This is a genomic window from Acuticoccus sp. MNP-M23, from assembly GCF_031195445.1.
In the GTDB taxonomy this organism is placed as follows: Bacteria; Pseudomonadota; Alphaproteobacteria; order Rhizobiales; family Amorphaceae; genus Acuticoccus.
Genome location: NZ_CP133480.1, coordinates 2418903 through 2439520, shown reverse-complemented (window position 1 = coordinate 2439520; position 20618 = coordinate 2418903). Strand labels below are relative to the sequence as shown.

The window sequence follows — 20618 nt, the reverse complement described above, 5'->3', positions numbered from 1 at the left end:
CGGCAACCGGCCCCTTTCGTCAGATCTTGGAGAGGGTGTCGTTCATGGCGTCGACGGTGGCTGCTGCGTCACGTTCGCCGTCCAGATACTGGCGCACCAGACGATTGATCTCCTGGCTGTTGATGATCTTGGACGCCAGCGCCAGCTGCCCCTCGTTGACGCCCCAGCGGGATGCCGTGTCGAGACCCGACACAATCTCCTTGACGGTTTCCGCATCATAAAGCTCGGTCAGCGGTGCCTTGCGGTCGACGCCGACGGGAAGCTTCTCCCACGCGGCCACGAACTTTTCGGGGTCGTCCTCGGTGCCGCGGCGGACCGGGAACTTGCCTTCCGGCGCGATGGAGAGCAGCGACTCGTAGCCCTCGTCCATGGAATAAAGGACGAATTCCATCGCAACGTCGGTGTTGGCGTCTGCCGTCACGCCGAGATAGCGGATGTCGCCCCACGCCGCGCCGTCCGGGTTGGACGGGCCGGAGAAGTTGGTGACAATGCCGGTCTTGTCGGCCAGCTCGCGGCTTGCCGGGTCATCGTTGATGGTGACGGGGGCGGCATCGCGCAGGCCGGCCAGCTCGTCGAGGATGAAGGGCGACCAGATGATCATCGCCGCCTTGCCCGCAAAATAGAGTTCGCGCGACTGCTGCCAGTAAAGGTCGCCGGGGGGCGATGCGTCGGCGAGCGCCTTGTAGAATTCCAGCACCTCGGTGGTGGCGGCCGCATCCAGCGGCGCGAAGCCGTTCTCGTCCACCACCGACACGCCGTTGGCCAGGAAGACGTGCTCCAGCACCTGGCTCATGAAGTTCTCGTCCACCTTGGTGGCGGCGACGAAACCGTACATTTCCGGCGGGTTGTGCAGCGCCTCGATGGCGGCTTCCACGTTGGCGTAGGTGTCAGGCGCGGCAAGGCCCGCTTCCTCGAAGAGATCCTTGCGATAGACGATCATCTGCGTCCAGCCGTCCACCGGAACGGCGGCGGTGAGGCCGTCGAAGTCGGCCATGGCGAGGGCGGCGGGGGCGAAGGTATCGCGGCCCAGCGCGTCGACGATCTCGTCGTTGGTTTCCGCGTCGAGGATGCCGTCCTCGGCCCACGGGAGCACGTATTGCAGGGTGTGATAGATCACGTCCGGCAGGTCGCCAGCGGCGTAGGCGGCGGTGGCGCGGGTGCCAAGATCACTCTCGGTCACCGGAATCACCTCGACGGTGTGGCCGGTCTCTTCCTTGAAGGCGGCGGCCGTCTCTTCCTGCTTGGCGAGGCGCTCGGGCTGCTCCTCGGTGGTCCAGAAGCGGATGGTGTCGGCATTGGCAGCCATTGTTCCGGCTGAAAGGGCCAGCGCCGCAATCAGCGCGGTGGACGCGGTGCCGCACAGGCGGCGCGCAAGACGAGTGGTCATTTCCGGTTCTCCTTCTGACGCGAAGGAGAACCGTCTGAAGCCTCGATCATGAGGCTTCACCAGCATCCCCTGCGCGTTTCCCAATCGAGCGCTGACGCGCCCTGTTTTATGATGCCGCGTGCAAAACTGCGGCCATTGGTCCCGATGGTTGGTCAATTCGCCTGATGTGTCAACGCGTGGTTGCGGGCGCCGGCGATGCCCCCACCAGGGTGGACAGATGCGTTTCGACATTGCGCGGCGCAGGCTCCGGCATGGTCTGCTGCACAACCTCGCCCCAGCCCTCTTCGGCCAGGATCTTGCCGTCGCGCATCACCGGCTTGCCGCGCACGATGGTGGCGACCGGCCAGGCGGTCACTTCCATCCCCTCGTAGGGCGAGACCTTGCCCTTGGACGACAGGCGCGCGGCGGACAGGGTTTCGCGGCGGTCCATATCCACCAGCGTGATGTCGGCATCGGCGCCCGGCTGGAGCACGCCCTTGGTGCCGTAGAGGCCGAACGCGCGGGCCGGGTTGGCCGAAGAGATCTGCACGTAGCGCGTCAGCGGCATCAACCCCTCGTTGACGAGGGTGAGGAGGATCGGCAGCTGGCTTTCAAGGCCCGGAAAGCCGCAGGCAATGTCCCAGATCCGGTTGCCGATCTTCTCCTCGGGCAGGTGGGGGGCATGGTCGGTGGAGATCATGTCGATCGACCCGTCCGCCAGCGCTTTGCGCAAGGGGCCGTTCTGCCACTTCTGGCGGATCGGCGGGTTCATCCGCAGCACTTCACCGCCCGGCCTGTCCATGTCTTCGACGCCGAGCGTGAGGTACTGCGGCAGGGTTTCGACGGTGACGTCGACGCCGCGCTCCTTGAAGAACTTGAGGTAGGGCAGGCTCATCGCCGAGGATTCGTGGACGATGTGGATGCGCGCGCCGGTGGCCTCGGCAAAGATGCACGAGCGCGCCATGGCCTCGACCGCCACAACGTCGTGGCGGGCCATCAGGTGGTCGATGGGATTGTTGCGGCCGGCGGCCTGGAGGCGATCCTCGCGCCAGAACAGGATCGGCGAGTTTTCCGCATGGATCGAGATGCGCTTGCCAAGGCCCGCGATGATCTCGAAGGCTTCCAGCACCGCCCCGTCCGATGGGCACGGCAGGTTGCCCGTGGTGTTGCCGAGGAACAGCTTGAACCCGATCACGCCGGCGTCGGCCATCGGCTTGAGGTCGGCAAGGTTGTCTTCCGACAGGACGCCGTAGAGGCCGAAGTCCACAATGGCCTTAGACTCGGCAACGGCCTTCTTGGCCAGATAGCGCTCGGCGGTGGAGACCGGCGGGGCCGTGTTGGGCATCTCGAACACGGTCGTCACGCCGCCCATGGCAGCGGCCCGTGTGCCGGTCGCCCAGTCTTCCTTGTGGTCCATGCCGGGTTCGCGGAAATGGACGTGCACGTCGATCACGCCGGGAAGGACAGTGAGGCCGCTGGCGTCGATCTCCTCGGTGGCGGGGGGCATGTCCCCATCCGCGCCGACCGCCACAATCTTTCCGCCGCGCACGGCGATGGACGCGGGGAAGACCGATGTCTCCGTCGCAACCATGCCGTTCCTGATGACAAGGTCCGCCGTCTCACCCATCACGCTCTCCTTCGCCAGTCTGGATCCTCAAAGGTCGATGCATGGCCCGGCCACGAAAACAAGGCACAACGTGCTCGCGGTTGCCGGAAAATTCGCGTTTGTCACAACTGCCGACCTTCCGTTGCGGCGCGCCCGTCCGGAATTTTATCGCAAGAGAACGCGCGGGCGTGGCGCGGGGTGCGCGGAAACGTCTTGGCGTCTGGTCCCTTGCTTGCATAAAACTTTGCGAAACAAACTTCAGAAGGATGCCTTCATGTCCCTTAGCCGCCTTTCACGGCTTGCCCTTGGCTGCGCTGCGCTCGCGCTCACCCCGGTGGCCGCCCACGCCCAGGAGAAGACCGACGTCAAGTTCGTGCTCGACTGGGCCTGGCAGGCCATGCACGGCCCGTTCCTGATTGCCCTCGACAAAGGCTACTACGCCGACGAAGGCCTCGACGTGACCATCGACCGTGGCTTCGGTTCCGGCGACACCATCTCGAAAGTGGCGTCCGGCGCTTACGACATCGGCTTTGCCGAAGGCACCGGCCTTCTCAAGTTCAACAGCGAAAACCCGGACGATTCCGTCGTCACAGTGATGGTGATCAACGACCAGTCGCCCACCGGCGTCATCTCGCTGAAGGACAACGGCGTCTCCGGCCCTGCGGATCTGCCGGGCAAGAAGATCTCGGCCACGCAGAACGCCGCCACGGTGCTGGCATGGCCCGTCTTCGCCGGCCTCAACGACCTCGATCCTGAATCGATCGAGTACGTCTTCGTCGAGCCCAACCTGCGCGATGCCATGGTGATCCAGGGCCGTGCGGACGCCACGTTCGGGTTCACCACCACAACCGTGCTCAACATGGTCCAGGCCGGGATCGACCGGGACGACGTGACCTACTTCACCCTCGCCCAGTACGGCCTTCAGCCCTACTCCTCGGGTCTTCTGGTGAAAAAGTCGTTCGCCGAAGAGAACCCCGACGTGGTGAAGGGCTTCGTCGCCGCCACCGTGAAGGGCCTGCAGGAAATGCTGGAAGACCCCGCCGAGGGCCTGGCGCTCCTGAAAGAGCGCGAGCCGCTGGTGGACATCGACCTTGAAGGCGACCGCTGGGAGCTTGCCAAGGAACTCTCGATCCTGACGCCGAACGTCGCCGAGCGCGGCATTTCCAACGTCGACCAGGACCGGTTCGAGACGTCGGCCGGCCAGATTGCCAAGGCGTTCGGCATGGAAATCGAACCTGCCATGGCCGACTATTATGACGGCTCGTTCCTGCCGCCGCTGGAAGACCGCCAGATCTCCGACGCCGTGAAAGCGACGATGAAATAAGGCGGAGACCCCCGCAGAAAAAGAAAGCCGCCGGCAGTGATGCCGGCGGCTTTTTTGTTGGCGGCCCGGGGTGGTTTGGCTCAGCCGCCGCCTGCATCGAACCGCAGCGCCTGGCCGCGGGTGGCCCAGCCCGTCACCCGCGCCTCGAAAGCGGCGAATGCGGCATAGATGGCAACGCCCATGGCCGCCACAACCACAAGCCCGGCGAACACCAGCGGCACGTCGAACCGGGAGGAGGCGTTGAGCATCAGGTAGCCGATGCCGGAATTGGACGCGATGGTTTCGGAAATCACCGAGCCCACCAGTGCCAGCGTGATGGCGATCTTCAGCGATGCGAAGAAATAGGGCATCGAACGCGGCAGGCCGACCTTGAAGAACATGTCCCGCCTCGACGCGCCGAGAGAGCGCAGAACGTCCTCAAGCTCCGGCTCCACCGTTGCAAGGCCGGCTGCCACGTTCACCACAATTGGGAAGAAGGACAGCATGAACGCGGTGATGACGGCCGGCACGGTGCCGATGCCGAACCAGATGACCAGCACCGGCACGATCGCCACCTTGGGCACCGAGTTGAAGCCGATGAGGATCGGATAAAGCGCCTTGTACAAAAGGCGCGAGTAGCCGACGGCAACGCCGAGAACCAGCCCGCCGACCACCGCCAGCGCAAAGCCGAGGACCGTTGTGTAAAGGGTCTGCAAGGCATGGGTGAAGATCACCGCGTGCCATTCCCACAGGCTGGCCGCAATGTCGGTCGGCGCCGGCAGGATGAACTTCTTGATGTCGAAGATGAGGCACGAGGCCTCCCAGACGATGAGCGTTCCGATGCCGATGATCCACGGCGCGGCAACATCGCCAAGGCGCCAGGCCTTGCGGTTGAGCTTGGTCTCTTCGGTGGCGATGGTCTCCACGGCCTCGCTCATACCTGGCGCTCGCGGCTGATGTGGTCCCTCAGGTCGTGCACGATGTCGACGAACTCCGGCTTGAACGTGTCTTCCAGGGTGCGCGGGAACGCCAGCGGCACCTTCTGCTTGGCGACCACGCGGCCCGGCCGCGCACTCATGATGTGGATGGTGTCGGCAAGGTAGACCGCTTCGCGCAGGTCATGGGTCACCAGGATCACCGTGAAGCGCCGCTCCATCCAGAGCTTCTGCAGGACGGCCCAGAGCTCTTCGCGGGTAAAGGCGTCCAGCGCGCCGAACGGCTCGTCCAGCATCAGAAGCTCGGGCTCGTGGATCAGCGCCCGGCAGAGCGAGGCACGCTGCTGCATTCCGCCCGACAGCTCCCACGGCGAGCGGGCGCCGAAACCGCCAAGGCCAACCGCCTCCAGCAGCCCTTCGGCGCGGGCCACGTATTCGTCCTTGTTGGCGCGCAGGCGCTTGCGGTGCGGCTGCACCACCTCCAGCGGCAGCATGACGTTCTGGAGCGTCGTGCGCCAGGGCAGCATGGTGGGGTTCTGGAACGCCATGCCGGCGATGCTGACCGGCCCCGTCACTTCCGCGCCATCCACGGTCACGCTGCCGCGCGTGGGGCGGATGAGGCCGGTGGTCAGCTTCATGAGGGAGGACTTGCCGCAGCCGGACGGGCCGACCACGGCCGCAAATCCGCCTTTCTCGACGTCGATGGAGGCGGCCGACAATGCCTTGATGTCGGAGTCGCCCTGTCCGTAAACGAGGTCCACATCGTCAATGCGGACAAATGGCTGTGCCGACGCGGTGTCTGCCGCGCCGCCGGCATCCTGAAGGGCCATGGAAACTCCTGTGATTGCCTCACCGGCAAGCAAATTTCACGCCAGCTTTTACATAACGCGAACGGGATGCGGCACCAAAAACCGCTATGTGAGCTGCGCGATCCGGCAGGGGCCGCAGTCTGCCGAAACGATCCGCTTTGCCATGGCCGAAAGACCGGGACGGAAAGCCTCCACCCGCGCAACGGCGTCCCGGTTGTCACGCGCCAGCCGGGCCGCCACCTCGTGCGCTTCGCCAAGGGTATCGGCGGCGTCGAACTGCGTCGGCTTTCCGTTTTCGAGAACCTGCACACCGTTCACGTAGACATCGCGCACACTGGCACCGGTCTCGTTGAACAGGAGCTGCGTGGGCAGATCGCCGCGGGGGCTGAGCGCCACGGTGCGCCCGTCCAGCACCGCAAAATCGGCCAGCATACCGGCCTCCAGCGTGCCCGCCTCGCCCTTGCGGCCGAGGGTCGCCGCACCGTTGACGGTGGCCATGCGCAGCGCGGTGCCGGCACGCAGCCACTTGTCCGGATCTGCCTCCACCACCCGCGGCAGCAGCGCGGCAAGGCGCGTCTTCTCGAACATGGACATGTGCCCGACATTGACGCCGTCGGACCCGAACGCGACGTTCACGCCCCGATCCACCAGACGCAGGAGCGGCTGGATGCCGGACCCCAGAAGGAGGTTGCTGGCCGGATTGTGAACCGCGTTGACGCCCGCCTCCGCCGCCGCCTCGAGGTCCGCATCGGTGAACCAGACGAAGTGCGCGAACGAGGATTTCGGCCCCGCCAGCCCCTTGTCGGCCAGAAAGCGGACAAAGCCGCGACTGTCGCGCCCGTCAGCCATTGCCCACTGCGTCTTGGCTTCGAGGAGGTGCGTGTGGTTGCCGATGTCATGGTCGGCGCAGAACCGGCCGCCTCTGTCCAGCAGGGCATCGGTGCAGCGTTGCGGGCTGTCCACCCCCAGCATGACCGAGACCAGCGGATGGCCCTTCCAGCGGTCAAGCCCGGCCTCCATCATCTCGAAGAAGGGGTCCGGGTCGGCCTTCGTGCCCGGAATTGAGGCGGCCAGCTCGGCCGGCATGTCTTCGGCAGTGAGCGGGAGCGTCTCGCGCAGCGGAACGTCGGAGAACATCGGCGCAACGGCGGCGCGCACCCCGGCATCGGCGTAGGCCTGGCACACCGCATCCAGCGCGTCGGCGGTGTGGCGCGGGCGGTGGGAGAAATGGTCGAGGCAGGCTGTGGTGCCGGTGAGCATCATCTCCAGCGCACTGATCTTGGCGGAGAGGTAGACGGCGCGCTCGTCCCGCGCACCGGCGCCCAGAATGGCGTTGACCATGAACAGATCGAGCGGCATGGCGTCGACGCTGCCTTTCAGCAACGCGGCATAGGAGTGGGTGTGGCAGTTGGCAAAGCCCGGCATGATGACGTGATCGCGCACGTCGATCCGCTCGACCGCGACCCCCTCCGGCGCCGCAAAGCTGCCCGGAGCGCCTGCGTGAACGATGCGGGTGCCGTCCACCCACAGCTCCCCGCCGTCGATGACGCTTCCGGCGGCGTCGAGAGTGACAAGGGTTGCCCCGGTGAACACCTTGAGGCTGGCCATCGCGCGGTTCTCCAAACATATGTACAAACGCCGTTACAAACGTCGTTGCCGTTTCGCGCAAGTGTGCGATACGCTAAAGTCTCACAAATGAGTACCCGCGCACGACGCGTGGCAAAACAAAGGCTCAGCACCGACAGAGTGCGATCAGCGAGCCATATCTGGGAGGAAGTTTCTATGCGCGCACTGCCGCTTGTTGCAGCTCTTGCGTTGTCGACCGCGTTGTCGTCGGCCCCCGCCTTCGCCGGACCGGACGTTGTGGAAGGCCCCGGCTACATGCCCGAGTGCTTCGCCCCGTGGTCGGCCGACACCAAGTATTTCAAATGGGACGCCAAGGAAGCGCCTTACCGCGTTGCCGTCGTCAACGGGTTCGTCGGCAACATCTGGCGCATTCAGATGATCAAGACGGCAAAGGCATTCGCCGAGCAGGAAGAGATCGCCCCGCTCATTGACGAACTCAAGGTCATCTCCACCGGCACGGATGCCGCTGCACAGCTGGGCGCCATCGAAGACTTCATCAACCAGGGCTACGACGCGATCATCACCATCGCCGTCTCTCCCACCGGGTTCGACCGGGTGGTCCGCATGGCCGACCGGTCCGACGTTGTGCTGGTGCCGTTCGACAACATCCTCGACACCGACAAGGTGATGATGGTCAACGAAGACCAGGCCGGCATCGGCAAGCTCGCCGCCGACTGGCTGATCGAAAAGGTCGGCACCTCCGGCAAGATCCTCGAAGTGCGCGGCCTGCCCGGCAACTCGGTCGACCGTGACCGGCACGAAGCCTTCCAGGAAGCCATGAAGGCCGCCGGTGATTACGAAATCATCGAAGTGGTCGGAAACTGGGCACCGGGCGACAGCCAGAAGGTGACGGCAGACGCCATCGCCGTTCATGGCCAGTTCGACGGCGTGTTCTCCCAGGGCGGCACCAACGGCACCGTGCAGGCGATGATCGACGCGGGCCATCCGTTCGTGCCGATGGCGGGCGAAGCCGAAAACGGCTTCCGCAAGCAGATCGCCGAGCACCGCGACAACGGGCTCGAGGCTCTGTCCTACGGCCAGTCCCCCGGTCTTGTCGCCATCGCCATGAAGGCGGCGCTGGAAGCCCTCCAGGGCAACGCGCTGCCGCAGCTGATCTCCGTGCCAATCCCGCGGGTCACCTTCGATGAGGTCGAGGACGGCGTGAACTTCTGGGCCGACCTGCCGGACGACTTCTTCACGCCGAACGAGTTCCCGCCGTGCAACGTGACCATCACGGCACGCGAAATCATGGCCGAGTCCGAAGAAAACTCGCAGTAAGAGCCGACCTGGCGGGGCCGCGCGCCCCGCCACCCACTTTCCTTCTCCCAAGGCCGGGCAGCCCCCGGCCAGCTCGTCAAGGCGTTCGTTCATGCCCGAGGGTGCGACGGCGGCAAATGCCGCCTATCTGGAAATGCGCGGCATCTCCAAGAATTATGGCGGCGTGCAGGCGCTGAGCGATGTGGACTTTTCCGCAAAGCGCGGCTCGATCCATGCCGTGCTCGGCGAAAACGGCGCCGGCAAGTCGACGCTGATCAAGATCGTCTCCGGTGTCGTTGCCCCTACCACGGGCACCATGGCGCTGGACGGCAAGCCGGTCGAATTCAAGACGCCGCTGGAAGCCAACGCCTCGGGCGTGGTCTGCATCTTCCAGGAACTGTCGCTGATGCCGGACCTTTCGGTGGCCGACAACATCTCCATCACCGACCCGCCCCGCACTAAGCTCGGCCTGATCGACGGGCGCGCCCAGTTCCGCCGCGCCGAGGCGCTGCTTGCCCGTGTCGGCTGCGAGGACATCGACCCGCGCGAGCGGGTGAAGAACCTGCCTTTGTCGCGCCGCCAGATGGTGGAGATCGCCAAGGCGCTCGGCCGCAATCCGCAGCTCCTCATTCTGGATGAGGCGACCTCCGCCCTCACCGGCAGCGACGTCGAGAAGGTCTACGGCATCCTTCACGCCCTGCGCGATGAAGGCCTCAGCCTCCTCTACATCTCCCACCGGATGCACGAGATCGAGGAGCTGGCCGACACCTGCTCGGTCTTCCGCAACGGCCAGCACATCGAGACGTTCGCCTCGGGCGCCCACAGCCACGAAGACATCGTGCAGCTGATGATCGGCCGCGACTGGTCCAACGTCTTCCCGAAAAAGCCCGTCTGGACCGCACCGCCGGAACCCGCGCTGGAGGTGGAAAACCTCACCTGGGCGCCGATGCTCAACGATTTGTCCCTCTCGGTTGGCAAGGGCGAGATCGTCGGCGTCGGCGGGCTGGACGGCCAGGGCCAGCGCGAGCTTCTGCTCGCCCTCTTCGGCGTCCTGCGCGGCGTTGGCGGCACGATGAAGATCAACGGCAAGGCCGTGAAGCTCGACAGCCCGGCCGCCGCCAAGCAGCCCGAGCACGCCATGGCGCTGATCCCGGAAGACCGCAAGACCGAAGGGCTGATGCTGCCCATGAGCGTTGCGGAAAACATCACCATCGCGGCAATGCCCTGGCTCACCAAGGGCCTCGTCATCGACAGGTCGGCCGAGGCGGAGAAGATCAAGGAGATGGTCGCCCGGATGCAGATCAAGGCCGGCGACCTCGACCAGGAAGTCGCCAACCTGTCCGGCGGCAACCAGCAGAAGGTGGTGATCGCCAAGTGGCTCCTCACCGGCGCCCGCATCATCCTCCTCAACGATCCGACACGCGGCATCGACGTCGGCACCAAGCAGGAAATCTACGCCCTCCTGCGCGGCCTTGCCGAGGACGGCGCGTCGATCCTCTTCTACACCACCGACTATGACGAGCTGATCGGCTGCTGCGACCGCGTGCTCATCCTTTATGACGGGACCATCGTGCGCGAACTCTCCGGCGAGAGCCTCACCGAGACCAACATTATTTCCAGTTCGCTGAACCTCACGGATGAGCGTGCCAAGGCGGGGGCCGCACTGTGAAATCGCTCCGTATCTTCCTCAGCCAGAACCTTGGCGTCCTTCTCGCCATCGCCATGTTTGCCGTGCTCTACGCGTTCTACGTCTCGCAATACCCCAACTGGGGCATGAACGTCGTCCTGCAGAACGGCAACGAGACGCTGGCGCTGATCCTTGTCGGCATGGCGCAGACCATGGCGGTCATCGTCGGCGGCCTCGACCTCTCCGTCGGCCCGCTGATGACGCTGACCAACTGCTTCGGCTCCATCGTGATGGCCGGCACCGGCGGCTCCATCGTGGCCGGCATCGTCGCCTGCATGGCGCTTGGCACCTTCTGCGGCTTCATGAACGGCTGCATCATCGTCTATGGCCGGATCCAGCCGATAATCGCGACGCTGGCCACCGGCGCCATCTTCCTCGGCCTGGCGCTCCTCCTGCGCCCCTCCCCCGGCGGCTCCATCGACGGCGACTTCGCCTGGGCGTTCACCAACGACATCAACGAGCTCGGCCTCACCTACGGCTGGTGGGAGGACCTCGGCTTCTTCGGCCAGATCCCGCTGCAGCCGATCTACCTGATCCTGATCGTGGTCTGCGTGTGGATCCCCTACAAGCGTTCCGTCACCGGGCGCGGCGCCTATGCCATCGGCTCCAACCCCCACGCCGCCTACATGTCCGGCGTCCGGATGGACCGCTCCAAGATTGCCGCCTTCACGCTCGCCGGCTTCTTTGCCGGGTGCGCGGGCATCTACCTCACCATGCAGATGGGCTCGGGCAACGCCGACGCGCCGCAGGCCGCCGAATACACGCTGCGCTCCATCGCCACCGTCGTCATCGGCGGCACGTCGCTCTATGGCGGCACGGGCGGGGTGATCGGCACGATCTTCGGCGCTCTGGTGCTGCGGTCGATCTCGTTCATCTTCCGCGTGGTGCCGGAAAGCGCGCCCCTCGGCTTCGTCGCAAGCCCGCTCCTGCAACCGTTCTTTGAGGGGCTGATCCTCCTCGTCGCCGTCAGCCTTGGCGCCGCCCGCGTGTTCCGGGTGAAGAACCGCCTGTCCCTCTTCTCATGAGCGCCCCCGCGATGAGCCTTCGTATCGACAAACCCATCCTGATCGGCCTCGTTTTCATCGTCATCATCCTGGCGGCGGGAACGGCCTACACCATCGCGACACAGGGCACGGCGACCTTCATCTCGCCGAACTACCTGATGCAGCAGCTCCACTTCGGCGCCTTCCTCGGGATGACCGCGGCCGGCATGATGATGGTCATCCTCCTTGGCCACATCGACCTTTCGGTCCCGTGGACGCTGACCACCAGCGCCATGGTCGCCTCCGCCATCGGCGGGATGGAGGGCAACCTCGTCGGCCTTGGCGTCGGCCTCACCGTCGGCCTCGTCAACGGCATCGGTGTTGCGGTGCTGCGTGTCCCGTCGATGATCTTTACGCTCGGCGTCAACACGGTCCTGCTGGGCTGCATGGTGATGCTGACCGGCGGCCACGCCCCCCAATCCGCCGCGACCGACCTGATGCTGTTCCTCGGCCGCGACCGCACGTTCGAGATCCCGCATTCGGTGGTGGTGTGGGCGCTGATGTCGGCCGCGCTGGTCTACATGCTCAACCGCACGCCGCTGGGCCGCTACATGTACGCCATCGGCAACCAGGAGGCTGCGGCCTACCTGTCGGGCGTGCGCACGCGGCTCGTCATCATCGCATCGTTCATGATGTGCTCGCTTTGCGCGGCCATAGCCGGGCTGTCGCTCGCCGGCTACTCGGCCCGCGCCTTCCAGGCGATGGGCGACCAGTATCTCCTGCCGTCCATTGCGGCCGTGGTGCTCGGCGGCACCAACATCCTTGGCGGCAGCGGGCGCTTTTCCGGCACTGTCGTGGGTGTTATCCTGATCGTGCTTCTGCAGTCGATGCTGTCGATCATGCAGATGGAAGAAGCCTACCGGCAGATCATCTACGGCGCGGTCATCATCCTGATGCTGCTGATCTACAGCCGCGGCCGCAAGGCTGCCACGTAAGCCACGGCTTGGGCACCGCGGTCAGGCCACCGCGGTGTAACGGCCCCGGAAATAAAGGAGCGGCTCCCCTTCGCCGCCTTCCGCTGCCGTCACGCGGCCGATCATGATGGTGTGATCGCCCGCGTCGTGCTCGGCAACGCGCTGGCACACAAAGCGCGCCAGGCAGTTTTCCATCAGCGGCAAACCATCGGGCGCCGCCGTCCACGCCACATCGTGAAACGCCTCGGCCGAACGCATGAAGCCATCGGCCACCGCCTGCTGCCCTGCATGCAGAACATGCACCGCAAAGCGGGGCGCGGCCGAGTAGTGGGCGTGGCGGTGCGAGGATTTGGCCGGCGACCACATCACCAGCGGCGGGTCCAGCGACAGCGAGGTGAAGGAGTTCACCGTCATACCGATCGGCCCGCCGGGCGCAGCACAGGTGACCACCGTCACCCCGGTCGCGAACCGGCCCAGCACATCGCGGTAGGCGCGGCTGTCGCCGGCAGATGGCGGCGCAGCCGGCTCCCGGCGGTCACGCGTCTCGTCGATCACGGCAGAGCCCGTCATTCTTGCAGCGCGACAAAGGTCCATCAGGCGACCTCTTGCCCGCGGGAGAGCTGGTAGATCTCGAACCAGACTTCCCGGTCGATGGTCACGTCGAGGGCTTTGCCGATCATTGCGATCCGCTCCAGATTGTTGGTGCCCACCACTGGCAGAATCCGTGCCGGATGGGCAAGAAGCCAGGCAAGGGCAGCGGCCGAAATGTCTCCGCCGGTCGCCCTGCCGAGGGCGGCGAGCCGGGTCGCCAGCGCTGCGTTTGCGGGCGCAAACAGCTTGCCGCCGGCAAGCGGCGACCATGCCATCGCCGCAAGGTCATGCTCTTGCAAGAATGCCAGATCGCCGTCGGTGAATGGTGCCGTGTGAAGCACCGAAAGCTCGATCTGGTTGGCCACGATGGGTGCCTGCATTGCCGATTGCAGGAGCGTGATGTCGTGCGGCTTGAAGTTTGAAACGCCAACCGCGCGCACCTTTCCGGCCGCCACCAGCGCGTCGAGGGCAGCGCCGGTCGCCTCGTGGTCCATCAGCGGGTCGGGCCGGTGCACCATCAAAAGGTCGAGCCGTTCGATCCCCATCTTGGCGAGCGACTGTTCCGCCGATGCCGTGATGTGGGCCGCGCTGGTATCGTAGTGTTTCACCTGCCGTTCGGGCGCCTTGTCGGTCACAAGCTTGATGCCGCACTTGGTGGCGATCTCTATGCGGTCCCGCAGCGAGGGGTCGGCCTTCAGCACCGCGCCGAACACGGCCTCGCTCTCATAGTTGCCGTAGACGTCGGCCTGGTCGAACGTGGTGATGCCTTGCGCCAGACAGGCGTCGATCTTGGCGCGCACGGTTCGCTCGGAACGGTCCGCCTTGTCTGCCAGCCGCCACATGCCATAGACCAGCCGCGAAAATTCGAGGTCCTTTGCAAGGGTGACGCGTTCCATCAGTGGCGCTCCCCGGTACCCAGCGGCGTAGACGGGGTCGAGGCCGGCACACGGCCATACACCTCGGGCAGCGCACAAGTCTTCAGATGCGGCATCACCAGCCTTCCAAAATGTTTCGCTTCGTCGACGTGGGGGTAGCCTGAGAAGATGAACGCGCGAATGCCCATCTTCCGGTAGGCTTCCAGCTCGGACAGGACCTGGTCGGCCGACCCCACAATGGCCGCGCCGCAGCCGGAGCGCGCCCGGCCGATCCCGGTCCACAGATGCGGTTCCACAAAGCCCTCAAGGTCCGCGATCTCGCGCGTCCTTGCCTGGTGGGAGACGCCGAGCGAGCCTGAATCCAGCGCACGCTCGCGGATGGAACGGCCGATCTCGTCGTCGAGCTTCGACACCAGATCCTGCGCATACTCTTTCGCCTCGGCCTCGGTGTCGCGCACGATGACGTGGACGCGCAGCCCATAGTCCAGCGTCCGGCCGAGCTTGTCGGCCCGTGCGTGAACCGCCTTCATCCGCCCCGCCAGCTCCTCTTTCGGCTCCGGCCACATGAGGTAGACGTCGCAATGCTCGGCACACAGCGCCAGCGCGGGGGGCGAATAACCGCCGAAATAAAGGAGCGGCCCGCCATTGGTCTGGTACGGCCGTGCCGGCAGCGTGGAGACACCCTCGAACCGGTAGATCGAGCCGAAATGATTGATCTCCTCCTCGGTCCACGCCTGCTTGAGGATTTCCACAACCTCGCGCGACCGCTGGTATCGGTAGCCACTCTCTGCGCTCTCGCCCGGAAAATCGGACGAGATGATGTTGAGCGTCAGCCGGCCCTTGAGCATGTGATCGAGCGTCGCGACGGTGCGCGCCAGCATGATCGGCTGCATCTCGCCGCAGCGGATGGCCGCCAGAAAATTGATGTCCTGCGTGATCGGTGCGCAGCCTGCCACGAAGGACAAGGTGTCCTGCCCCACCTGGTAGGACGACGGGCACAGGATGTTGCGGAAGCCCTGGCGCTCGGCGGTCTGCACAATGTCGGCGCAGTGGTCGAACGAGGAGCGCAGCGCGCCGTCCGGCACGCCCAGATGGCGGTAATCGTCCGAACACAGCGCGGAGAACCAGCTGATTTCCGCCGCATCGAGGTCGGGAGACGTGATCGGCACGACGGTCATGATTTGCCCTGGAAAGCCTCGGATTCCGGGGTTTACGTAGCACCCGGCCTGTTGTAGATCAATAGTGTATCAATTCTGGCGCATCCGATGGTCCCCCATGAGCCAACCGCCCTCCCGCTTTATCGTCAGATCGGCGAATTGCTGGTGCGCGAGATCGATGCCGGCCGCCTGCTGGAGGGCGAACGGCTCGACCCGGAGCGGGACATGGCCGCGCAGCTCGGCACCTCGGTCGGCACGTTGCGCAAGGCGCTGGCGTTCCTGGAGCGCGAGGGGCTGCTGGAGCGCCGCCAGGGCTCGGGCAACTATGTCCGCCACCGCAGCGGCCGGGACGGCGTCTATGCGTTCTTCCGCATCGAGCGTCTTTCCGGCGGCGGCGCACCCGGCGCGGAAATCCTGTCGGTCGAGCGGTGCGCCAAGCCTGCCGGCGCACCGCAATTTGGCAGCGCCGCCCACGCCCACCGCATCCGCCGTCTGCGCCGGCTGGACGGGATCCCCGCTGTGGCCGAGGAAATCTGGCTGGACGGAAGCTACGCCGAAACGCTCACGCCGGACGATCTGGGCGAAAGCCTCTACCTTGCCTACAAGGAGCGCCTCGACCTCTGGATCATGCGGGCGGAGGACCGTGTGTCCGTTGCGCCCGCCCCGGCCTGGGTGCCGCCCGCATTCGGCGTCCGCCCCGATGCAATGTGCGGCCATGTGGAGCGGATCAGCTGGTCGCAGACCGGCGCGCGCGCCGAGTGGTCCCAATCCTGGTTCGACCCTGCGGTCGCCCGCTATGTGCAAAGAATAAAGTGAAAACCATCCGATACGGTCTCGCCGGAACCGGCATGATGGGCCACGAGCACATCCGCAACATCGCCCTGCTCGACGATGCCGTCGTCTCAGCCGTCTTCGATCCGGACGACACCATGCGCGAGGCCGCTCTTTCGATGGTGCCGGATGCGAAGGCCCACCCCACCTTCGCAGCGCTTGCGGCCGACCCGGACATCGACTGTCTTCTGGTGGCGTCCCCCAATTATTTGCATCTGGAGCAGCTGGAGGTGGCGCTGGAGCACCGCTGCCTGCCGGTGCTGGTCGAAAAGCCGCTGTTCACCCGGCCCGCGGATGCCGAGCGCGTGGCGCGCCTTGCCGCCCGCAGCCCCGCCATCTGGGTGGCCATGGAATATCGCTACATGCCGCCGATTGCCGCGTTCATCCAGAATGCGCACCTTGCAACCGGCGGCGTGCAGATGCTGACCATCCGGGAACACCGCTACCCGTTTCTTCCCAAGGTAAACGACTGGAACCGCTTCAACCGCTACACCGGCGGGACGCTCGTCGAAAAATGCTGCCACTTCTTCGACCTGATGCGCCTCATCGTGGGCGATGATCCCGTGCGCGTCATGGCAAGCGCCGGTCAGGCGGTGAACCACCGCGATGAGCGCTACGCCGGCAAGGCGCCGGACATCTGGGATCACGGCTACGTGATTGTCGACTTTGCGGGCGGCACGCGGGCCATGCTGGAACTGTGCATGTTCGCCGACGGATCGCGCTTTCAGGAAGAGATTTCCGCCGTCGGCGCTGATGGCAAGATCGAGGTGCATGTGCCGGGACCGACCCGCTTCTGGCCGGAGCATCTGGGCGCGCCGCCCGTGGCGGAGGTAATTGTCAGCCCGCGCGAGCCGAAGGGGCCGCGCGAGGTGCTGGTGCCGGTCGATCAGACGCTGCTGGAGGCGGGCGACCACAACGGCGCCACCTTCTACCAGCATCGCCGCTTTGCCGATGCCGTGCGCACCGGAAGCCGCCCCGAAGTCACCCTGCGCGATGGCGCGATGGCGGTGGCCATCGGCCTTGCCGCCCAGCATTCGGCCGAGAACGGCGAGGCGGTGCCTCTCGACCCCAACGCGTTCCGCCCGAAAATGTCCGCGTCATGAGCCGCCTCGAAACCAATCTTCACCAGCTCGTCACCGGGATGACAGCGCTGCGCCACGAAGGCCAGTTCGACGAGCCGAACCTTGATGGCACCAAGGGCGACTATATCAGCTTCGATTCGTGGGAATGGCCGCAGGGCGTCGGCCTCTACGCCCTCGCCTCGCTCTGGCGCGCAGGCCATCTGCCCCGGCTGAAGAACGAGCTGGAAGGCTGGTACCAACGGCGCATCGAAGCCGGGCTTCCGGCGCAAAATGTCAACACCACCGCGCCGATGCTGGCCCTCTCCCTGTTGTGGCGGGAAAGCGGCGATCCGGCCCACGGCGCGCTTCTGGCAAAGTGGGCAGAAGACGTTCTGGAACATGCCCCGCGCACCGAAGAGGGCGGCATCCAGCACGACGTATCGGACAAGAAAAACCGAGGCGAACTGTGGGACGACACGCTTTTCATGGTGGCCCTCTTTCTCGCCAGCTATGGCGAGGGTGCCGGCCGGCGCGATCTGGTGGACGAGGCGGAACGCCAGTTCCTCGTCCACACCCGCTATCTCGCGGACCCGGCAACCGGCCTGTGGTTCCACGGCTGGACGTTTGACGGGCGGCACAATTTCGCGCGGGCGCGCTGGGCGCGCGGCAATGCGTGGATCAGCGCAGGCGTGCTCGATCTTCTGGACCTTGCCACCATTGCCCCCTCCGTCGCAGCATTCCTCACCGGCGTTCTGAAGGCGCAAGTGGATGCCCTCTTGCCACTTCAGTGCCAGAGTGGCGCCTGGCGCACCCTCCTCGACGATCCGTCAAGCTACGAGGAGTTGTCCGCCACCGCAGGCTTTGGTTACGCGCTGCTGAAGGGCGCCCGGCTGGGTCTCGGCACACCGGCGTGGAAGGCGGCTGGCATAAAGGCCGTTCACGCGGTGATGGCATCCATCGACGACACCGGCACGTTACAGAACGTCAGCTACGGTACGCGGATGGGCCACGATCTCGACTTTTACCGCACCATCCCGATCCAGCCCACGGCCTATGGCCAGGCCATGGCGCTCCTGTGCCTCGGCGAAGCGATGAACCATGATGACCTGCGCTGACGCCGCGCTCCAGGCTGGCCAGCCGCTGGTCTACTGGCGGATCGGCCGCACGGTGGAAACGCCGTACGATGTGCCCGACCAGCCCATGGCCGGCGAGATGGACCCGTTCTTCTTCGTCACCAGAACGAAGAATTTCATCCCGCACGAATATCCCTGCCGGACCGCCTTTGCCGCCGAGCGCCGCGGCATCCGGCCCGAGCCCAACCACGATTTCGAGCCCGCCGAAAACGTGCTCCCCTTCGCGTCCGAGCGGCTCGACCGTTCCGGCTTCTGGTTCCGCCCCACCCACATTGCCACCTGGGCGCGCACCCGCATCGCCAGCGAAGGCGGCATTGCCCGTTTCCGCCTCACCACCCCCGGCGGCGCGGTCCTGTTTGCGAACGGCGCGGCGGCAGGCTGGCTCGCCCCCTACACCCGCAATTTTGACGACAGCACCGAGATCGACGTAGACCTTGCCGCCGGTACCACCGACATCGACATCTATTTCGACGATCTTGCCGAGCGGGACACACGCCACTTCATCAGCCTCGAATGGCTGTCCGGCACCCCCGTCACCGCGCTGATGCCGTATGATGCGGCGCCAGACACAGTGGCCGCCGTAGAGGCGACACTGGCGGCAATGCACTTCGACAGGCCAGCCTACACCGAAGGCCCGGTCCAGGTTCTCTTCCCCGCTCCGCTGCCCGCCGCCACGGCAACGGTCCGGGTGGAGGGCGATTTCATGTCCCACGAACGGCTCGACCTTGTGCGCGAGCTTCCCCCCGGCGCCGCCACGCTGGACCTTGGCGACGCGGCAACCCTTCCCGCCGACTTTCGCCACTTCCGCGTTACGCTGGAGATGGACGGCTTCGCCGCCGCCCGCACGCTCGGCGTGGAAATCGCGCACGGCAGCAGCGGCGCTGCCCCGGCAATACTGGCCGAGCGCATTGCCGAAACGCTGGACACCGTCGCCACCCGCGCCGAGCCCGATACGGTGGCGGCCCTTGCCCGCCTCGCCACGGGCCGCACCGGCCCCGAAACCGAGGCGATGATTGCGCGGGCGCTCGGCCCCGTTGTCGCGTGCTGGGATTGCGCGGATTTTGCGCTGGTGCCGCTGCTATGGTCCCGCATTGCCTTCGCGGACGGGCTTGGCGAAGCCATCAAGACCGAGATCGACGCCGCCATCCTCGGCTATCGCTACTGGATGGATGAGCCCGGCAACGACGTGCAGTGGTATTTTTCCGAAAACCACGCGCTCCTCTTCCACACCGCCGCCTACCTCGCCGGCCACCATTTTCCGGACGCCACTTTCGTGCGCTCCGGCCGCAAGGGCGCCGAACAATGCGCCGTCGGCGCGGCGCGCGTGCGCGCGTGGCTCGACCACTTCGAGGCGTGGGAAATGGCCGAGTTCAACTCCGCGCCCTATTTCCCCATCGACCTCAAGGGACTCACCGCCCTTCAGGCGCTTGCGCCGGATGCTGACATTGCCGCCCGCGCCGGTGCCGGCATTGCCCGCCTCATCGAGATTGTCGCCAACTCGGCGCACCGCGGCGTTCTCACCGGCGCGCAGGGCCGCTCCTACGAGCACACCTTGCGCGCCAGCCGATCGCTGGAATTGTCCGCCATCGCCCGGCTCCTATGGGGCGCCGGCAGTTACGGCACCCGATTCCATGCCCTCCCCCAGCTGGCGCTCTGCCTGCGCGACCATGGCCTCGAACTGCCTGACCTCAAGGCTCGCGCCGTGCTGGAAGACGGCGAACAGGTCTGGTCCTTCCGCCAGGGCGAAGGCGGCTTTGCAGCCCTCACCCACGCGAAGACGCGCGACTGGGCGCTCGGCACCGCCGCCGCCTACCGATGGTTCGACTGGGGCTACCAGGAGACCGTCCTCCACGCCCGGATCGGCGACGAGGCGCAGGCGCAGGCCGTCATCAACCAGCCGGGCGAAGTGATCCATTCAGGCTACGGCCGCCCGTCCTTCTGGGGCGGCTCGGCGTCGATCCCGCGGGTCCATCAGTATCGCGGCCTCGCGGTCTGCGTTTTCGACGGGGTGGCCCCGCAGCCGGACTTCACGCACGCGCTGTTCCCGATTGCGGCGTTCGATGCCGTGCACATCGAGGGCAACGTGGCGGTTGGCGCGTCCGGCAACGGACGGCTCGTCATTGTCGCATCGGGGCCGCTTCAAGTGATCGAGACCGGCCCGTCCGCCGGTTCGGAATTGCGTCTTCCGGGTCGTGCGGCCCGCTGGATCGTGCGCACGCTTTCCAGCACCGAGCCCCCCGCCGCCATCGCAGCACAGTTCGCGGGCCTTGCCGCAACCGGTGACACGCGCGGCGTCCTCACAATGGCCGACCCGATCTACGGCACGGTCGTATGCCAACCCGACGGGCGCATCGAGGCGGAGGGGATCACCATCGACCCGGCCACATGGACGGTGGCCGGCGAAAGAAGGGTGCGCTGACCACC

At 65.9% G+C, this 20618-nt stretch carries 17 protein-coding genes; 9 read left to right on the top strand and 8 right to left on the bottom strand.

The features are described from left to right. Positions 1-19: 19 nt before the first annotated feature. Both RDV64_RS11440 and RDV64_RS11435 read right to left on the bottom strand, forming a co-directional pair. A complete protein-coding gene (locus RDV64_RS11440) occupies positions 20-1387 on the bottom strand; it encodes an extracellular solute-binding protein (RefSeq protein WP_309199384.1) in 1368 nt (455 codons plus the stop codon). 169 nt (positions 1388-1556) lie between these two features. Beyond that, positions 1557-2993 (bottom strand): dihydroorotase family protein, encoded by a 1437-nt coding sequence (locus RDV64_RS11435; RefSeq protein ID WP_309199383.1) that lies wholly within the window; start codon positions 2991-2993, stop codon positions 1557-1559. Positions 2994-3246: 253 nt separating this feature from the next. Between RDV64_RS11435 and RDV64_RS11430 the strand changes: the two genes are divergently transcribed. Continuing rightward, complete coding sequence (locus RDV64_RS11430; RefSeq protein WP_309199382.1) at positions 3247-4296, top strand: ABC transporter substrate-binding protein; 1050 nt, start codon at positions 3247-3249, stop codon at positions 4294-4296. Between the two features lie 80 nt (positions 4297-4376). Here RDV64_RS11430 and RDV64_RS11425 read toward each other — a convergent pair whose 3' ends face one another. The 3 genes from RDV64_RS11425 to RDV64_RS11415 all read right to left on the bottom strand — a co-directional run bounded on the left by RDV64_RS11425 (position 4377) and on the right by RDV64_RS11415 (position 7627). Further along, positions 4377-5213, bottom strand: a complete 837-nt coding sequence (locus RDV64_RS11425) for an ABC transporter permease (RefSeq protein ID WP_309199381.1) — start codon at positions 5211-5213, stop codon at positions 4377-4379. Beyond that, positions 5210-6040 carry an ABC transporter ATP-binding protein gene (locus RDV64_RS11420; protein WP_309199380.1) on the bottom strand — a complete coding sequence of 277 codons (831 nt, stop codon included), beginning with the start codon at positions 6038-6040 and terminating at the stop codon, positions 5210-5212. Before RDV64_RS11420 ends, RDV64_RS11425 begins: the two co-directional genes overlap by 4 nt. Before the next feature lie 84 nt (positions 6041-6124). Further along, positions 6125-7627 (bottom strand): amidohydrolase family protein, encoded by a 1503-nt coding sequence (locus RDV64_RS11415; RefSeq protein WP_309199379.1) that lies wholly within the window; start codon positions 7625-7627, stop codon positions 6125-6127. A gap of 174 nt (positions 7628-7801) precedes the next feature. On the opposite strand from RDV64_RS11415, the gene RDV64_RS11410 reads away from it, so the two are divergent. The 4 genes from RDV64_RS11410 (at position 7802) to RDV64_RS11395 (ending at position 12567) form a co-directional block, all read left to right on the top strand. After that, the gene (locus RDV64_RS11410; RefSeq protein WP_309199378.1) at positions 7802-8923 is read left to right on the top strand and encodes a sugar ABC transporter substrate-binding protein; all 1122 of its coding nucleotides are present in this window, start codon (positions 7802-7804) and stop codon (positions 8921-8923) included. A 91-nt stretch (positions 8924-9014) separates the two neighbouring features. Next, the gene (locus RDV64_RS11405) at positions 9015-10571 is read left to right on the top strand and encodes a sugar ABC transporter ATP-binding protein (RefSeq protein WP_309199376.1); all 1557 of its coding nucleotides are present in this window, start codon (positions 9015-9017) and stop codon (positions 10569-10571) included. Further along, positions 10568-11614: an ABC transporter permease gene (locus RDV64_RS11400; protein WP_309199375.1), complete on the top strand. Its 1047-nt coding sequence runs from the start codon at positions 10568-10570 to the stop codon at positions 11612-11614. Before RDV64_RS11405 ends, RDV64_RS11400 begins: the two co-directional genes overlap by 4 nt. 11 nt (positions 11615-11625) lie before the next feature. After that, the gene (locus tag RDV64_RS11395; protein ID WP_309199374.1) at positions 11626-12567 is read left to right on the top strand and encodes an ABC transporter permease; all 942 of its coding nucleotides are present in this window, start codon (positions 11626-11628) and stop codon (positions 12565-12567) included. A gap of 21 nt (positions 12568-12588) precedes the next feature. On the opposite strand, the gene RDV64_RS11390 is transcribed toward RDV64_RS11395, so the two are convergent. The 3 genes from RDV64_RS11390 to RDV64_RS11380 are packed head-to-tail and all read right to left on the bottom strand — an operon-like array spanning position 12589 to position 15190. Continuing rightward, positions 12589-13140, bottom strand: a complete 552-nt coding sequence (locus RDV64_RS11390; RefSeq protein ID WP_309199373.1) for a flavin reductase family protein — start codon at positions 13138-13140, stop codon at positions 12589-12591. Next, positions 13140-14033 carry an aldo/keto reductase gene (locus tag RDV64_RS11385; protein WP_309199372.1) on the bottom strand — a complete coding sequence of 298 codons (894 nt, stop codon included), beginning with the start codon at positions 14031-14033 and terminating at the stop codon, positions 13140-13142. The genes RDV64_RS11390 and RDV64_RS11385 overlap by 1 nt, the downstream gene beginning before the upstream one ends. Beyond that, positions 14033-15190, bottom strand: a complete 1158-nt coding sequence (locus RDV64_RS11380) for an LLM class flavin-dependent oxidoreductase (protein WP_309199371.1) — start codon at positions 15188-15190, stop codon at positions 14033-14035. The genes RDV64_RS11385 and RDV64_RS11380 overlap by 1 nt, the downstream gene beginning before the upstream one ends. 87 nt (positions 15191-15277) lie before the next feature. Between RDV64_RS11380 and RDV64_RS11375 the strand changes: the two genes are divergently transcribed. Genes RDV64_RS11375 through RDV64_RS11360 form a run of 4 tightly spaced genes read left to right on the top strand, consistent with a single transcriptional unit; the run spans position 15278 to position 20613 of the window. Beyond that, entirely contained in the window at positions 15278-15985 is a 708-nt protein-coding gene (locus RDV64_RS11375) for a GntR family transcriptional regulator (RefSeq protein ID WP_309199370.1), read from the top strand. After that, positions 15982-17103, top strand: a complete 1122-nt coding sequence (locus tag RDV64_RS11370) for a Gfo/Idh/MocA family oxidoreductase (protein WP_309199369.1) — start codon at positions 15982-15984, stop codon at positions 17101-17103. Before RDV64_RS11375 ends, RDV64_RS11370 begins: the two co-directional genes overlap by 4 nt. Further along, positions 17100-18176, top strand: a complete 1077-nt coding sequence (locus tag RDV64_RS11365) for a glycoside hydrolase family 88 protein (protein WP_309199368.1) — start codon at positions 17100-17102, stop codon at positions 18174-18176. The genes RDV64_RS11370 and RDV64_RS11365 overlap by 4 nt, the downstream gene beginning before the upstream one ends. Next, positions 18160-20613: a hypothetical protein gene (locus tag RDV64_RS11360; protein WP_309199367.1), complete on the top strand. Its 2454-nt coding sequence runs from the start codon at positions 18160-18162 to the stop codon at positions 20611-20613. The genes RDV64_RS11365 and RDV64_RS11360 overlap by 17 nt, the downstream gene beginning before the upstream one ends. Positions 20614-20618 lie beyond the last annotated feature (5 nt).

Excerpts from the sequence above, each read along its gene's own strand:
- RDV64_RS11440 (WP_309199384.1), bottom strand. The coding sequence starts at position 1,387 with ATGACCACTCGTCTTGCGCGCCGCCTGTGCGGCACCGCGTCCACCGCG.
- RDV64_RS11360 (WP_309199367.1), top strand. The coding sequence starts at position 18,160 with ATGATGACCTGCGCTGACGCCGCGCTCCAGGCTGGCCAGCCGCTGGTC.
- RDV64_RS11410 (WP_309199378.1), top strand. The coding sequence starts at position 7,802 with ATGCGCGCACTGCCGCTTGTTGCAGCTCTTGCGTTGTCGACCGCGTTG.
- RDV64_RS11430 (WP_309199382.1), top strand. The coding sequence starts at position 3,247 with ATGTCCCTTAGCCGCCTTTCACGGCTTGCCCTTGGCTGCGCTGCGCTC.
- RDV64_RS11435 (WP_309199383.1), bottom strand. The coding sequence starts at position 2,993 with ATGGGTGAGACGGCGGACCTTGTCATCAGGAACGGCATGGTTGCGACG.
- RDV64_RS11390 (WP_309199373.1), bottom strand. The coding sequence starts at position 13,140 with ATGGACCTTTGTCGCGCTGCAAGAATGACGGGCTCTGCCGTGATCGAC.
- RDV64_RS11420 (WP_309199380.1), bottom strand. The coding sequence starts at position 6,040 with ATGGCCCTTCAGGATGCCGGCGGCGCGGCAGACACCGCGTCGGCACAG.
- RDV64_RS11425 (WP_309199381.1), bottom strand. The coding sequence starts at position 5,213 with ATGAGCGAGGCCGTGGAGACCATCGCCACCGAAGAGACCAAGCTCAAC.
- RDV64_RS11380 (WP_309199371.1), bottom strand. The coding sequence starts at position 15,190 with ATGACCGTCGTGCCGATCACGTCTCCCGACCTCGATGCGGCGGAAATC.
- RDV64_RS11385 (WP_309199372.1), bottom strand. The coding sequence starts at position 14,033 with ATGGAACGCGTCACCCTTGCAAAGGACCTCGAATTTTCGCGGCTGGTC.
- RDV64_RS11375 (WP_309199370.1), top strand. The coding sequence starts at position 15,278 with ATGGTCCCCCATGAGCCAACCGCCCTCCCGCTTTATCGTCAGATCGGC.
- RDV64_RS11395 (WP_309199374.1), top strand. The coding sequence starts at position 11,626 with ATGAGCCTTCGTATCGACAAACCCATCCTGATCGGCCTCGTTTTCATC.
- RDV64_RS11415 (WP_309199379.1), bottom strand. The coding sequence starts at position 7,627 with ATGGCCAGCCTCAAGGTGTTCACCGGGGCAACCCTTGTCACTCTCGAC.
- RDV64_RS11365 (WP_309199368.1), top strand. The coding sequence starts at position 17,100 with ATGAGCCGCCTCGAAACCAATCTTCACCAGCTCGTCACCGGGATGACA.
- RDV64_RS11405 (WP_309199376.1), top strand. The coding sequence starts at position 9,015 with ATGCCCGAGGGTGCGACGGCGGCAAATGCCGCCTATCTGGAAATGCGC.